Source organism: Pseudomonas sp. S30 (assembly GCF_016518545.1).
In the GTDB taxonomy this organism is placed as follows: domain Bacteria; phylum Pseudomonadota; class Gammaproteobacteria; order Pseudomonadales; family Pseudomonadaceae; genus Aquipseudomonas.
In genome coordinates, this window is sequence record NZ_JACVTO010000010.1 from 21,358 (window position 1) to 36,149 (window position 14,792).

General features: G+C 64.0%; 12 protein-coding genes. 10 read left to right on the forward strand and 2 right to left on the reverse strand.

Going from position 1 to position 14,792, the window contains the following annotated elements; all coding sequences use genetic code 11:
* Nucleotides 1–71 precede the first annotated feature (71 nt).
* From IAE34_RS12900 to IAE34_RS12910, 3 genes are all read left to right on the forward strand, one after another.
* Nucleotides 72–1,268, forward strand: a complete 1,197-nt coding sequence (locus IAE34_RS12900) for an NAD(P)/FAD-dependent oxidoreductase (protein ID WP_200139349.1) — start codon at nucleotides 72–74, stop codon at nucleotides 1,266–1,268.
* A gap of 25 nt (nucleotides 1,269–1,293) precedes the next feature.
* A complete protein-coding gene (locus IAE34_RS12905; RefSeq protein WP_200139350.1) occupies nucleotides 1,294–2,979 on the forward strand; it encodes a thiamine pyrophosphate-binding protein in 1,686 nt (561 codons plus the stop codon).
* Nucleotides 2,980–3,042: 63 nt separating this feature from the next.
* Complete coding sequence (locus IAE34_RS12910) at nucleotides 3,043–4,491, forward strand: NAD-dependent succinate-semialdehyde dehydrogenase (RefSeq protein ID WP_200139351.1); 1,449 nt, start codon at nucleotides 3,043–3,045, stop codon at nucleotides 4,489–4,491.
* A 64-nt stretch (nucleotides 4,492–4,555) separates the two neighbouring features.
* On the opposite strand, the gene IAE34_RS12915 is transcribed toward IAE34_RS12910, so the two are convergent.
* Nucleotides 4,556–5,281 carry a FadR/GntR family transcriptional regulator gene (locus tag IAE34_RS12915; protein WP_200139352.1) on the reverse strand — a complete coding sequence of 242 codons (726 nt, stop codon included), beginning with the start codon at nucleotides 5,279–5,281 and terminating at the stop codon, nucleotides 4,556–4,558.
* A gap of 323 nt (nucleotides 5,282–5,604) precedes the next feature.
* On the opposite strand from IAE34_RS12915, the gene IAE34_RS12920 reads away from it, so the two are divergent.
* The 6 genes from IAE34_RS12920 to IAE34_RS12945 all read left to right on the forward strand — a co-directional run bounded on the left by IAE34_RS12920 (nucleotide 5,605) and on the right by IAE34_RS12945 (nucleotide 12,136).
* Nucleotides 5,605–6,753: a branched-chain amino acid ABC transporter substrate-binding protein gene (locus IAE34_RS12920; protein ID WP_233631130.1), complete on the forward strand. Its 1,149-nt coding sequence runs from the start codon at nucleotides 5,605–5,607 to the stop codon at nucleotides 6,751–6,753.
* Between the two features lie 129 nt (nucleotides 6,754–6,882).
* On the forward strand, nucleotides 6,883–7,821 hold the full coding sequence (locus tag IAE34_RS12925; RefSeq protein WP_200139353.1) for a branched-chain amino acid ABC transporter permease: 939 nt from the start codon (nucleotides 6,883–6,885) through the stop codon (nucleotides 7,819–7,821).
* A 10-nt stretch (nucleotides 7,822–7,831) separates the two neighbouring features.
* On the forward strand, nucleotides 7,832–9,079 hold the full coding sequence (locus IAE34_RS12930; RefSeq protein WP_233631132.1) for an ABC transporter permease subunit: 1,248 nt from the start codon (nucleotides 7,832–7,834) through the stop codon (nucleotides 9,077–9,079).
* Entirely contained in the window at nucleotides 9,076–9,849 is a 774-nt protein-coding gene (locus IAE34_RS12935) for an ABC transporter ATP-binding protein (RefSeq protein WP_200139354.1), read from the forward strand. Before IAE34_RS12930 ends, IAE34_RS12935 begins: the two co-directional genes overlap by 4 nt.
* A complete protein-coding gene (locus IAE34_RS12940; RefSeq protein WP_200139355.1) occupies nucleotides 9,846–10,562 on the forward strand; it encodes an ABC transporter ATP-binding protein in 717 nt (238 codons plus the stop codon). Before IAE34_RS12935 ends, IAE34_RS12940 begins: the two co-directional genes overlap by 4 nt.
* Nucleotides 10,563–10,747: 185 nt before the next feature.
* Entirely contained in the window at nucleotides 10,748–12,136 is a 1,389-nt protein-coding gene (locus IAE34_RS12945) for an amino acid permease (protein ID WP_200139356.1), read from the forward strand.
* A gap of 98 nt (nucleotides 12,137–12,234) precedes the next feature.
* On the opposite strand, the gene IAE34_RS12950 is transcribed toward IAE34_RS12945, so the two are convergent.
* The gene (locus IAE34_RS12950; protein WP_200139357.1) at nucleotides 12,235–13,860 is read right to left on the reverse strand and encodes a methyl-accepting chemotaxis protein; all 1,626 of its coding nucleotides are present in this window, start codon (nucleotides 13,858–13,860) and stop codon (nucleotides 12,235–12,237) included.
* A 256-nt stretch (nucleotides 13,861–14,116) separates the two neighbouring features.
* Here IAE34_RS12950 and IAE34_RS12955 point away from each other — a divergent pair, with 256 nt between their 5' ends.
* The gene (locus IAE34_RS12955) at nucleotides 14,117–14,614 is read left to right on the forward strand and encodes a hypothetical protein (protein ID WP_200139358.1); all 498 of its coding nucleotides are present in this window, start codon (nucleotides 14,117–14,119) and stop codon (nucleotides 14,612–14,614) included.
* Nucleotides 14,615–14,792: the final 178 nt, after the last annotated feature.

Below are 14,792 nucleotides of genomic sequence, written 5' to 3' on the forward strand. Positions count from 1 at the left end.
CACCCGTAGACGTCCCTGGCGGGCGACCCCGCTGCTGCCGGGGGCCCCGTTTTCTCAAGAGAGCTCATTCCATGGCTAGCACCGCTAAACAACAGAACTACGATGTGGTGATCGTCGGCGGCGCGGTGAACGGCAGCGCCACCGGCTACTTCCTGGCGAACAATCCCGATTTCCAGGGCTCGGTGCTGGTCATCGAGCGCGACTGGACGTACAACAAGTCGGCCACCGCGCTGTCGAGCAGCTCGATTCGCCAGCAGTTCTCCAACCCGATCAACATCGAGATTTCCAAATTCGGTGCCGAGTTCGTACGCCAGTTCCCGGAGGTGATGCAGGTCGACGGTGATCGTCCGGATCTTGCATTCCACGAAAATGGCTACCTGTTTCTCGGCGACGACAAGGGTTTCGAGGTGTTACGCCGTCTTCACGATACCCAGGTGTCCCACGGCGCCGACGTGCACCTGCTGGACCCCGAGCAGCTCCAGCGCAAGTTTCCCTGGGTGAACATCGACACCCTGGCAGGCGCCAGCTACGGCCAGACAGGCGAGGGCTGGTTCGACAGCCTCGGCATGCTCAATGGTTTTCGGCGCAAGGCGCGCGCGATGGGCGTGGAGTACATCGAAAACGAGGTGGTCGACATCCTGCGCGAGGGTGACCGCATCATCGCCGTGCAACTGGCCAGCGGCGAGCGCATAGGCTGTGGCGTGCTGGTCAACTGTGCCGGCACTCGCGGTACCCAGGTCGCGCGCATGGCGGGCCTGGACATCCCGGTAGAGCCGCGGCGCCGCTCGTTGTTCGTGTTCGATTGCCGCACGCCGCTGCAGGGCACGGTACCCCTGACCATCGATCCGACCGGTGTGTTCTTCCGTCCGGAAGGCCAGTTCTACCTGGGCGGCACCTATCCGAAGGTCGACCCGCAGGTGGACTTCGACGACTTCGACGTGATGCACGAGGAATTCGACGAAGAGGTCTGGCCGATCCTCGCCGAGCGCGTGCCGGCGTTCGAAGGCATCAAGGTCGTCAACTTCTGGGCCGGGCACTACGACTTCTGCGTGCTCGATCACAACGCCATTGTCGGGCCGCACAACCAGGTCCGAAATTTCCTGTTCTGCAACGGCTTCAGCGGTCACGGCTTGCAGCAGGCGCCGGCGATCGGCCGCGGGCTGTCCGAGCTCATCACCTACGGCGGCTACCGCTCGCTGGACCTGGGGGCGCTGTCCTATCAGCGCGTCATCGACAACAAGCCGTTCCTGGAAGATTCGGTCATCTGATCACGCAGCCTGTGGGAGAACAACAATGAGCAACTGCGAAAACTACCGCAGCGGTGGCCAGGTCCTGGTCGACGCACTGCGCATCAACGGTGTCGAGCGTGCCTTCTGCGTGCCGGGTGAAAGCTACCTGGCGGTGCTCGATGCCCTGCACGACGTGCAGGACCAGATCGACCTGGTGGTGTGTCGCCAGGAGGGTGGCGCGGCCTACATGGCCGAGGCCTACGGCAAGCTCACCGGCAAGCCGGGCATCTGCATGGTGACCCGCGGTCCTGGCGCCACCAATGCGTCGGTAGGGGTTCATACCGCCTACCAGGACTCCACGCCGATGATCCTGTTCATCGGCCAGGTCGCCCGTGACCAGATCGAGCGCGAGGCTTTCCAGGAAGTCGACTACCGCCGCATGTTCGGTCAGATGGCCAAATGGGTGGTGCAGATCGACGATGCCGCGCGCATTCCAGAGCTGGTCAACCAGGCTTTTCAACGCGCCATCAATGGTCGGCCCGGGCCGGTGGTGGTGGCGCTGCCCGAGGACATGCTGACCGATCGGGTGCAGGTGCAGGATGCGCGACCTGCTCAGCGCGTCGAGGCTGCACCGGCGCCCCAGGCGCTGGAGGCCCTGCAGCAGTTGCTGGCCAAGGCCGAGCGTCCACTGCTGATCGCCGGAGGCGGCGGCTGGACAGCCGAGGCGGTGGCCGACCTGAAGACCTTCGTGCATACCCAGAACATACCGCTGGCAGCATCGTTCCGCTGCCAGGACCTGTTCGATAACACCGATTCGCACTATGCCGGCGACCTGGGTCTGGCCGCAGGTCCCGTGCTGGTGGAGGCCGTCAGGCAGGCCGACCTGCTGATCGTGGTCGGCGCGCGGCTGGGCGAGATGACCACGGGCGGCTATGCCCTGGTGGACATTCCCGTGCCGAAACAGGCGCTGGTGCACGTACACGCCAGTGCCGAGGAAATCGGGCGGGTTTACCAGCCGACGGTGGGCATCAATGCCGGCCCCGGCAGTTTCCTGCGCGAGGTCAACCGACTCCCGGCGGTGCGCCCCCAGGCGTTCGACGACTGGACCCGCAGCCTCAACAGCGGCTATCTGGGCAACTTCGACACGCCACGCTCGCCAGGCGAGGTGCAGATGAGCGAGGTGATCGCCTGGCTGAACGCGCACCTGCCAGCCGACAGCATCCTGACCTGCGGCGCCGGCAACTACACCGGTTGGGTGCACCGGGGCTACCAGCACCGCCGGTTCCGCACCTTGCTGGGACCGACGAACGGCTCGATGGGCTACGGGGTGCCGGCGGCTGTGGCAGCCAAGCTGACCTATCCGGAGCGCACCGTTGTGGCATTCGCCGGTGACGGCTGCTTCCTGATGAACGGCCAGGAGCTGGCGACGGCAGCGCACTATGACGCGCGCCTGATCACCCTGGTGATCAACAACGGCATGTACGGGACCATTCGCATGCACCAGGAGCGCAATTACCCCGGTCGCGTTTCTGGCACCGAGTTGCACAATCCGGATTTCGCTGCCTTGGCCCGTGCCTACGGGCTGCATGGGGAGACCGTCACCCGCACCGAGGATTTCGTGGCGTCCTTCGAGCGCTGCCAGGCCAGTGGCAAGCCGGCGCTGATCGAGATCCAGGTCGATCCCGAAGCGCTGACCCCGCGCATGACCCTCAGCCAGATCCGCGACAAGGCCTTGCAGGCCCAGCGCTGATTTCACCTCGGGTGGGGCGCAGCATGGCCCCACTTTTTCATCTCATCGAGCGAGCCAATCGACATGAACCTTGCCGATCACGACCTGCTGCGTGAAAACTGCTACATCGACGGAACCTGGCAAAGCGCCGAAGACGGTCAACGCATTGCCGTCATCAACCCCGCTACCGGCCACGTGCTGGGGCACGTGCCGAGGATGGGCGCTGCCCACACCCGGCGCGCCATCGCCGCGGCCCAGAACGCCCTGCCAGCCTGGCGCGCGCTCACCGCCAAGGCGCGTGCCGAAAAGCTGCAAGCCTGGTTTCGGGAAATCATGACCCATCAGCAGGACCTGGCGCGGATCATGACGGCCGAGCAAGGCAAGCCGCTGGCCGAGTCTGCTGGTGAAATCGCCTTCGCCGCCGCTTATGTGGAGTTCTATGCCGAGGAGGGCAAGCGGATCTATGGCGATGTGATTCCCTCGCCTGCGGCCGATCGTCGGCTGATGGTCACCAAGGAGCCGATTGGTGTCTGTGCGGCAATCACGCCGTGGAATTTCCCGGCGGCGATGATCACCCGCAAGGCCGCGCCGGCCCTGGCGGCCGGTTGCACGCTGGTGCTCAAGCCCGCCTCGCAGACGCCGTTCAGCGCCCTGGCGCTGTGCGTGCTGGCCGAGCGCGCGGGTATCCCGGCCGGTGTGCTGAATGTGGTCACTGGCGATTCGGCAGCCATCGGCGCCGAGCTCACCGCCAGCCCGGTGGTGCGCAAGCTGTCATTCACCGGTTCCACGCCCATCGGCATCCAGTTGCTGCAGCAGTGCGCGGCGACGGTGAAGAAGGTGACCCTGGAGCTGGGGGGCAATGCGCCGTTCATCGTGTTCGACGATGCAGACCTGGAGAAGGCCGTGGAAGGGGCCCTGATCGCCAAGTTTCGCAACAGCGGGCAGACCTGTGTCTGCGCCAACCGCTTCTACGTGCAGGGCGGCCTCTACGAACGCTTCGTGGCGCGTTTCGCCGAGCGCGTGGGCGAGCTGGTCATAGGGCCGGGCGATGAGCCCACTACCCAGGTCGGCCCGCTGATCGACGGGCGGGCAGTGCAAGGCGTCCAGCAATTGGTGGACGACGCCGTACAGGCCGGCGCGCGAGTGGTCAGCGGCGGGTGTCGGCATGCGCTGGGCGAGGCTTTCTTCGAGCCGACGCTGCTGGCGGACGTGAGCGCCGAGATGCGTGTGGCGCGAGAGGAAATCTTCGGGCCGGTGGCGCCGATTTTCCGCTTCGAGACCGAACAGGACGTGGTCACCCAGGCCAATGCCACCGAGTTCGGCCTGGCAGCGTATGTCTATACCCAGGATGTCGGACGGGTGTGGCGGGTGAGCGAGGCCCTGGAATACGGCATGGTCGGCGTGAACGTTGGGGTGGTGGCCACCGAGGTGGCGCCTTTTGGCGGTGTCAAGTCCTCGGGCCTGGGGCGCGAGGGGGCGCGCTACGGCATCGAGGATTACCTGGAGATCAAGTACGTCTGCCTGGGCCTCTGAAGCCAGCGATCGCCGCCCCTTGGGGGCAACTCTACGGGGCATTCTGCGCTGGACGGCGATCGGCTCAGGGCTTGCTGTCGAGCAGGCGCTGGTAACGCGACAGGCTTTCTTCCAGATGCTTGCGCAAGGCCGTACGCGCACCGCTCACATCGCCCATGCTGATCGCCGAAAGGATGGCGCCGTGTTCACGACCGATCTTCTTGATGTGCGCCTGGCGGTTCTTGCCGGTCACCTGGCCGTGCTTGAGGTTGAGGTCGAGGATGATGTCCGGGCCCAACGCCTCGAGCAACTGGGTGAAGTGGGGGTTCTGGGTGGCGCGGGCGATGGCCAGGTGAAACTCGAAATCAGCCTTGGCCTCTTCCTCCTGGCTGGCGCCGTCGAGGGTATTGAAGCGATCGAACGCTTCGGTGATGGCGGCCATGCTCGCCGGGCTGCGACGCTCGGCCGCGCGTGCCACCGACTCGGTTTCGATGCCCAGGCGTAGCTCGAGGATCTGCGCGGCGGCGCGCACGTCATCGACGATGCTGTCGATGGCGAAGCCGATGCGCTTGACGTCCTGCTCGACCACGAACACGCCGACACCCTGGCGCGCAATCAGTCGCCCGCCCAGGCGCAGCGAGGCGACGGCTTCGCGCACTACCGGCCGACTGACGTTGAACTCCTTGCACAGCGCCTGCTCGGACGGCAGCTTGTCGCCGGGACCATAGGTGCCGTTATCGATCCGGCTCGACAGCTCCTGGATCACGGTTTCGGCGAGGTTGGCGCGGCGCGTACCTAACGACGCATTCATAAGCAAGGTGCTCCTGGAACGGGTGGGCTCATCACGGGGTATCTCCGGCAAGTGGCGCCTGGCGCGCTCGTTTTCATGGCGGGAACCATAGCGCACCTGCGGGGAAGGTGGGGCTAGGTTATCAAACAACTGACACGGCTTGTATGACGAGTGGTCTCGGGTCGCGCGCCTCATTCGTCTGGCTGATGGTTTTGCGACACCGCTATCATACACCCATTGACAGTTGCCTGCTGACTGTTATCTTACAAGTGCAACGGCAGTCCTGCCAGTTCGCATGCGGTAAGTGATGTCGAGGTTCATCCAAACACAAGTGGGAGCTGAGCATGTACAAGAACAACGGAGGGCGTTCAGCCCTCGCGACCGCGTTGACCGTGCTGATGACCATGGGGGTGGCGCAGGCGGCGGATACCCAGGTGGTCAGGATCGGATTCGCCGGGCCGTTGACCGGCCCCTCGGCCCATCAGGGGCAGGATGTGGAGCATGGCATCCAGATCGCGGTGCAGGAGGCCAATCAGCAGCACCTGAAAATCGGCGACAAGCCGGTCGAGTTCAAGCTGGTGTCCGAAGATGACGTGGCCGACCCACGCACCGGCACGGCCGTCGCACAGCGGCTGGTGGATGCGAAGGTGGCCGTGGTGATCGGCCATTACAATTCCGGCACCAGCATCCCGGCGTCGAAGATCTACGCCGCTGCCGGCATCGTGCAGATCTCGCCTTCGGCCACCAACCCCACCCTGACGCGCCAGGGCATCCCGTCGGTGTTCCGGGTCGTCAACGACGATGCGACCTTGGGGCGCTATGCAGGCAATTATCTGGTCAAGACGCTCCAGGCCCAGCGCATCGCCATCTTCGATGACCGCACCGCCTACGGGCAGGGGCTGGCCGATGAGGTCGCCAAGGCGGTCAAGGCGGCCAACGGCAACGTCGTGGTGCGTGAGTACAGCAACGACAAGACCACCGACTTCAACGCCATCCTCACCACCGCCAAGGCTCGCCAGGCTGACGCCGTGTTCTTCGCCGCCCTGGACTACCAGGCCGCCGCCATGGCCAAGCAGATGAAGAACCTGGGCCTCAAGGCACGGTTCATGAACATCGGCAACCTGCCCAACGACAGCTTCAAGCAGATGGCTGGCAGCGCCGCCGAGGGCACCTATGCCTGGAACTACGGCACGCCGCTGCTGGAGATGCCCAAGGGCGCTGCCTTCGAACGCAAGCTCAAGGACACGTTCGGCGTCGGTGTGGTGCAGTCTTCGCCTGCCGCCTACGACGCTACCTGGGCAGCGATCCAGGCGATGGTCACGGCCGGATCGGACGATCCCAAGCTGTACCTGCCGGTGCTCAAGCAGCAGCGCTACGAAGGTGTCACCGGCACCATCGCATTCGATGAGCAAGGCAACCTGAAGAACCCTGCGGCAACCGTGTTCCAGTTCATCGATGGCGGCTGGAAGACGCTTTCGGTCGAGCGCGACTGAGCTGAACCACACATAACTAGCGGGCACACGCCGGCACATAACAAGAAGACTTTTCCCACCTGCCAGGCCAGTTGGCCGCCTCGCGCGTGCGCGATGCGGCCGACCCAAGCAGTTTCGAGGATTCAGCACGTGGACGGTACATTCGATATCTTGTTGCAACAGGTGCTCAACGGGCTGGTACTGGGCAGCATCTATGCGCTGGTAGCATTGGGCTACACCATGGTCTACGGCATCATCGGCCTGATCAATTTCGCTCACGGCGAGGTGGTCATGGTCGGAGCGATGGTGACCATCTCGGTCCTGACGCTGTTGACGGGAGCCGGCTTCGCCCCCGGCATCATCACCTTGCTACTGGCGATCATGGCGGCGGCGGTGGTCTGCATGCTACTGGCCCAGGGCATGGAGAAATACGCCTACCGGCCGCTGCGCAAGGCGCCCCGGCTGACGCCCCTGATCCTCGCCATCGGCATTTCCATCGTCTTGCAGAACCTGGCGATGATGATCTGGGGACGCGGCTACAAGACCTTTCCCGAAGTCGTGCAAACGCGGTCCATCGATGTGTTCGGCGCGACCATCACCAATGTCCAGCTGGCGATCATGCTGATCGCCGTGGTGATCATGGTCGGCCTCTGGCTGCTGGTGGACAGGACCCGCCTAGGCAAGGCCATGCGCGCCACCGCGCAGAACCAGGAGGTGGCCGGCTTGATGGGTATCAACATCAACCGGGTGATCAGCGCCACCTTTCTGATCGGCGCCGGCCTGGGGGCCATCGCCGGGGTGATGCGAGCGATCAACTATGGCCAGGCCGATGCCTACATGGGATTGCTGCTAGGGCTCAAGGCGTTCTCGGCGGCGGTGCTGGGCGGGATCGGCAACCTGTTCGGAGCCATGGCCGGCGGTCTGCTTCTGGGCCTGATCGAGTCGTTGGCGGCCGGGTACATGAGCCAGCTCACCGGCGGTTACCTGGGGGCCAACTATCAGGATATTTTCGCCTTCGCGGTGCTGATCCTGGTGTTGCTGCTGCGTCCCAACGGCTTGCTTGGCGAACGCCAGGCCGATCGAGCATGAGGGCGCTGTCATGAAAACCCTCAAGGGCCATTACCTGGTGCTGTTGCTGGCATTCATCGCCTTGCCGTTCCTGATCGAAGCCATCCCGATGCTGGGGCCCACCTGGGTGCGCATCCTCGGTTTCGCGATGCTCTACGTTCTGCTGGCGCTGGGACTCAATATCGTGATCGGCTATGCCGGCCTGCTCGACATGGGCTACATCGGCTTCTACGCCATCGGCGCCTACCTGTATGCGCTGCTGGCCTCGCCGCACTTGAACCTGGCGGGTCTGGTCAGCGGCGTGCTGGACTGGCCGCTATGGGTGATCATCCCGCTGGCCGCCGTGGCGGCAGCCGTCTGCGGGGTGTTGATCGGCGCACCGGTGCTCAAGCTGCGTGGCGACTACCTGGCGATCGTGACCCTGGGTTTCGGCGAGATCATCCGGATCTTCATGAACAACCTGGACCAGCCGGTGAACCTCACCAACGGTCCCCAGGGCATCAGCGACATCGCGCCCCTGCATGTGGACGCAGGGCCCTGGTTGCATGCGCCGGGCGAGGGGCCGGCGCCGCTGCTGTCCTTGCAGCAGAGCTGGAGCCTGTTCGGCCTGCCGGTATCGCCGGTGATCAACTACTACCTGTTCTTCCTGCTGATCGTGGTGCTGTGCATCGTGCTGTCCAAACGGCTGGAGGTGTCGCGCATCGGCCGCGCCTGGATGGCCTTGCGCGAGGACGAGGTCGCGGCCCAGGCGATGGGCTTGAACAAACGCAACCTCAAGCTGCTGGCCTTCGCCATGGGCGCCACCTTCGGGGGTGTCTCCGGCGTGCTGTTCGCCAGTTACCAGGGCTTCGTCAGTCCTGAGTCGTTCACCCTCACCGAGTCGATCATGGTGCTGGCCATGGTCGTGCTCGGCGGCATGGGATCGATTCGCGGCGTGGTGCTCGGCGCGCTGATCCTGTCGGTGATGCCCGAGCTGTTCCGCGACCTGGTGAGCTGGATACAGCCGTGGGTGATGGATCACGTCACCTTCATCAGCCGCGACATCCTGCGCAATGTGCTGGATGCCTCGACCCTGCGCATGCTGGTGTTCGGTCTGGCATTGATCGTGGTCATGCGCTGGCGCCCCGAGGGGCTGTGGCCGTCGGATCGACGCCGTGCCGAGCTGCATGACGGCGACCCGCAGCCACCGGTCCAGACCGCTGCACTGAACGCCGCGCTGCCCGACGCCGGCAGTGCTCGCGCCGTGGACATGCCACTCAACGAGGTGAACAAAGCATGAACGACGCACTTCTGGAGTTGCATCAAGTCAGCAAGTTCTTCGGCGGGCTGCAGGCGCTGCATGCCATCGACCTGACCATCCGCCGGGGTGAAATCCGTGGGTTGCTGGGCCCCAATGGCGCCGGCAAGACCACGTTGTTCAACGTGCTCACCGGCCTGTACCGCGCCGAACAAGGGCGCGTGCTCTTCGACGGCAAACCGCTGGATATCCGGCAACCGCACAAGGTGGTGGAGGCGGGCATCTCGCGCACGTTCCAGAACATTCGTCTGTTCCACAACATGACTGCGCTGGAGAACGTGATGATCGGCCGGCATGTGCGTACCCGCAGCGGCGTGCTCGGCGCGATCCTGCGCACCCCGGGCTGCGTTCGCGAAGAGCGTGAGATTCGTCAGGCCGCGCGCTACTGGCTGGACTACGTGGGCATCGCCCATCTGGCCGGTGAGCTGGCCAAGCACCTGTCCTACGGCGATCAGCGGCGCCTGGAAATCGCCCGCGCCCTGGCCACCGAGCCTCGGTTGATCGCCCTCGACGAACCGGCAGCCGGCATGAACGCCTCGGAAACCGAAGGCTTGCGCGAACTGATGTGCAAGATGCAGGCAAGTGGCAAGACGGTGCTGTTGATCGAGCACGACGTGAAGTTGGTGATGGGCCTGTGCGATCACATCACCGTATTGGAGTTCGGTCGCAAGATCGCCGACGGTCTGCCGGCGGACGTGCGCCGCGATCCGCGGGTGATCGAGGCTTACCTGGGTACGGAGGCGGTGGCATGAAGCAGTTATTGCAGGTGGATCGATTGCAGGTCGCCTATGGCGCCATCCAGGCGATCAAAGGCATCGACCTGGAGGTGGGCGAGGGCGAGATGGTCGCGCTGATCGGCGCCAACGGTGCAGGCAAGACCACTACGCTCAAGACGCTCGCCGGCCTGCTTAAACCCAGCGGCGGGCGGATCACCTTCGATGGCCAGGCTCACGCGGCGATCAAGAGTCACGATCTGGTTCGCGAGGGCCTGGCCCTGGTGCCGGAAGGGCGGGGGATCTTCCCCAAGTTGACGGTGCAGGAAAATCTCGAGATGGGAGCCTATTCGCGGCGCGATGGCCAGCAGGCCATCGGCCTGGACATCGAGCGGTTCTACGGCATCTTTCCGCGTCTGAAGGAGCGGGCTTCGCAACTGGCCGGGACGTTGTCCGGCGGCGAGCAGCAGATGCTGGCGATTTCCCGTGCGCTGATGGGCAGGCCCAAGCTGCTGCTGCTCGACGAGCCCTCGATGGGACTGGCGCCGATCATCGTGCAGACCATCTTCAGCACCATCCGCGAAGTGGTCAAGGGCGGGGTGACCTTGTTGCTGGTGGAGCAGAACGCTCGCCTGGCGCTGCAAACCTGCGACCGCGCCTATGTGATCGACTCGGGGCGCATCGCGCTCAGCGGTCGCTGCCAGGACCTGCTGCACGACCCGCAAGTACAGAAGGCTTACCTGGGTGAGTGACGCGGCAGACCGGCGCTGATCTCGCCGGGGCACGCTTCGCCGCGCGCGTAGCGGGCCGACCGGCGCACTACCGACGGCCGGGCCCTGCAGGGCTGGCCGACTTCATCACTGTCGCCCGCTGCGGCGCAGTGCCTGCTCACATTCGTCGCTGGCTCAGGCGCGGCGACGTCGATCAAGGGTTTCAGATGACGTCGACTCCACAACAACAAGGCACTCTGCAACACGGCCTGACCTCGCGTCAGGTCTCGATGATCTCCATCGCCGGCATCATCGGCGCCGGACTGTTCATCGGCTCATCCAACGCCATCGCCGCAGCCGGACCGGCCATTCTGGTGTCGTACGCCCTGACTGGCTTGCTGGTGCTGCTGGTGATGCGCATGCTCGGCGAACTGGCGGTCGCCAATCCGGACAGCGGTTCTTTCTCGACCTATGCCAGCCAGGCGATCGGTCCCTGGGCGGGCTTCACCATCGGCTGGCTGTACTGGTGGTTCTGGGTCCTGATCATCCCGGTGGAAGCCATCGCCGGTGCCGACATCCTGCATGCCTGGTTTCCCGATGTTCCCGCGTGGCTGTTCGCCTTCCTGATCATGGCGCTGCTGGCGGGCAGCAACCTGGTCAGCGTCAAGAACTTCGGTGAGTTCGAGTTCTGGTTCGCCCTGGTCAAGGTGCTGGCCATTGCAGCGTTCATCGTGGTGGCCGGCCTGGCGGTGGCGGGCGTGTGGCCACTGGCCGAGGTGTCGGGCGTCAGCCACCTGTGGGCTGATGGCGGCTTTGCGCCCAATGGCTGGGGGGCGGTGCTGGGTGGGGTGCTGATCACCATCTTCTGTTTCTTCGGCGCCGAGGTGGTGACCATCGCCGCGGGCGAGACCGACAACCCCAAGCACAAGATTCGCCGCGCGACCAACCTGGTGGTCTACCGTATCGCCATCTTCTACCTGGCGTCGATCTTCCTGGTGGTGTCGCTGGTGGCCTGGAATGACCCGGCACTCAAGAGCGTGGGCTCGTTCCAGCGGGTGCTGGAGGTGCTGAACGTACCTGGGGCCAAACTGGTGGTCGATATCGTGGTGCTGGTCGCGGTCACCAGTTGCATGAACTCGGGGCTCTACACGGCCTCGCGGATGCTTTACTCGCTGGGCGCCAGGGGCGAGGCGCTGCCGATCACCCGCCAGGTCTCGCGCACGGGGGTGCCGTTCGTGGCGGTCGTATTCTCCACCTTGGCCGGGTTCGCCGGCTGCGTGGTGAACTACTGGTTTCCCGGCCAGGTGTTCAGTTTCCTGCTGTCCACCACGGGGTCCATTGCGCTGCTGGTGTATCTGGTCATCGCGGTGTCACAACTGCGGATGCGCGCCAGGGCCGAGCGCGAGGGTGTCGAGCTCGGGTTCAAGATGTGGCTGTTCCCCTGGCTCACGTGGCTGGTGATCGCCGCCATCCTGCTGGTGCTTGGCTACATGCTGGCCAGCGAGGCCTACCGCTACCAGGCGTCCATGACGGCAGGGGTGACGGTTTTCATCCTGCTGGTGTGTTTCACCCGTCAGCGTCGAAGCCGGTGGATGCAGGCCATGATGCAGCGCTAGGGGAGGGGCAAGTGGGCAGGGTGTTGCCTGATGGCCTGTTGCATTCATGGCACACGTTTCCAGCCCCTGCCTGTCACGCTGTCCCAATGACTGAAGCGTTAAACGCGGAACCGCGCCACCATTTGGTTAAGGTTGATAGCCAACTGGGACAACTCCCCGCTGGCGATCAGGGTTTGCCGCGTGCCTTCGCTGCTTTGCAGCGCCAGATCGCGGATGCTGACCAACGCTCGGTCCACCTCGCGGGCGACATAGGCCTGCTCCTCGGACGCGGTCGCGATCTGTTGATTGCGGTCGTCGATCATCTGCGCGGCCTGGGTAATCACGTGCAGGGATTGGCCGGCATCGTCTGCCGTGCCCTGGGTCGTGTTCACTTCCCGCAGGCTGTCGCCCATGGCAGTGACCACGGCCGTACTACGGGCCTGCATCGATGCGATCATGCTTTCGATCTCACCGGTGGAGGTTTGCGTGCGGTGCGCCAGGGCGCGCACCTCGTCGGCGACCACCGCGAAACCGCGGCCCTGCTCGCCTGCACGGGCAGCCTCGATGGCCGCGTTCAAGGCCAGCAGGTTGGTTTGTTCGGCTATGGCCCCAATCACGCCAAGCACCTTGCTGATGTCTTGAGTCTGCCCGGCCAACTGCTGCACTTGCTCAGCGGTGAGATCGACGCGGTCCTTGAGGCTGCGCATGGCGACCAGGGTCTGGCTGACCTTCTGGTTACCGGCCTGCGCCGCGACGGTCGAGTCCTTGGCCGCCTGTGAGGTGGAGGTAGCATTGCGCGCCACTTCCTCAACGGCGGTAGTCATCTGGTTCACGGCCGTCGCCGCCTGGTCGATTTCGCTGTTCTGCTGCTGCAGGGTGCGGTTTGCACTTTCGGTGATAGCCGTCATCTCCACGGCCGCAGCGCTCAATTGCGCCGAGGCATCGGAAATCTCGCCGATGGTGCTGCGCAAGTTGCCTTGCATGGCATTGAGCGCCGTCATCAGCCGGCTGGCTTCATCGGCGCCGACCACCGTCACGGCGGCGCGCAGGTCACCCTCGGCGATGTTCCTGGCCATGGACAGCGATGCCGCAAGCGGCACCACGATGCTGCGCGTGAGCAGCACGGCGAGCACAATGGTCAGCAGCAACGCCGCACCGACCACCACCGCAATCACTCCCTCGCTATGGACATACACGTCGGTCGCTTCGGCCCCGGCCGCGGCCGCGCCTTGCACATTATGCTCGCGCAGGCGTGTGAGCTCTGCCTGGTAGGCCTCGGCATGTACCTTTTGCTCGGTGTTGGCATACGCCACTGCCTGGGCGTGATCGGTGGCATCCAGCGAGACGATATGCGCCAGGCCGTCAAGGAAGGTGGCCATGCGCGTGGCGGCCGCCTCGAAGGCTTGGCGTTCCTGCTCATCCGAAACCAGGTGCTTGCGATAATAGTCCGTGCGCTCGTTGAGCACGTCACGAGCTTTATTCAACTGATTGATTGCGGCTATGCGGTCTTCGGGCCCGGTGGCGGCCAACAGCCGGATGCTCTCCAGCCGCGCCCTGAGCACAGCGACCTGGACATCGTCGGCGACTTGGGTGCTTGCCAACCAGTTGGTCTCGATATCCTGCTCGGTGGCGCGCAGCTTGCCCAATTGCAGGTAGGCGAACCCGCCCAAGGCGATCACCAGCAGGGTGATCAAGCCAAAACACAGCGAAGCCCTAGGGGCAATGTTCAATGAGCGGAGGTTCATGAGCGTGGTCCCGGCAGTGGCCTCGCACACCGAGGCCATACCCAGTTATCGACTGCTTGAACGGGGGCATGAGAGTAGACAAGGGAAATACGTGCACAGGGCTAGGAGGCGCAGAGGCGAACTTGGAGGGCGTTGCCAGAAAGCGTGCGGGTGAAGATGCTCATATCACGAGGATGTCAAAATGATATTACTTGGCATACAATCGCCGCCGGCCGATTTCCGGCCATGCCAATGAAGGCAAGATGGAGCAGTATCGATGACGTTTCGGAAGATGGTTGGGGCAGTTGCGGCGGTCGCGTTCGTTGGCATCCAAGGGTGTGCAAGTATTGTAGGTGAGTCTCGCTACCCGGTGGCGGTATCGAGTGCCCCCCAGGGAGCAACCTTCGAGATCACCGACAAGAACGGTACCGTGATTCATTCCGGCAGCACCCCAAGCTCCGTCACGCTGAAGTCTGGAAAAGGGTATTTCACCGGGCAGACCTACACACTGCATTTCAAAAAAGACGGGTACCCAGATAAGACCATCGAACTCGATTCCAGTCTGAGCGGTTGGTATTGGGGCAACATCCTGATCGGTGGCCTGGTCGGCATGCTGATCGTCGACCCTCTGACTGGAGCGATGTACAAGCTTCCTGACTCCGCCTCTGCCGACTTGGGTAAGCCTCTGGCCGATAATGGCGCGAAAACGCTTCAGGTGGGCGTCATCGACGATCTTACGGCTGTTCAGCGAGAGCGGTTGGTGCCGGTGAACTGATCCGTCCTTTCACGGACGACGAAAAGCCCGCAGTGCCATGTGTGGAGCGAGTCTGGTCACGCAACCGGCAATGCACAACGTGTGAACGTCTAGTCCTGAGTAGATTTGGACCTGCTCAGGCAAGCCATCAGGCTCAAAACAGCCACTGCTGACGGACTTTGCCCCCAAGTAACGCATC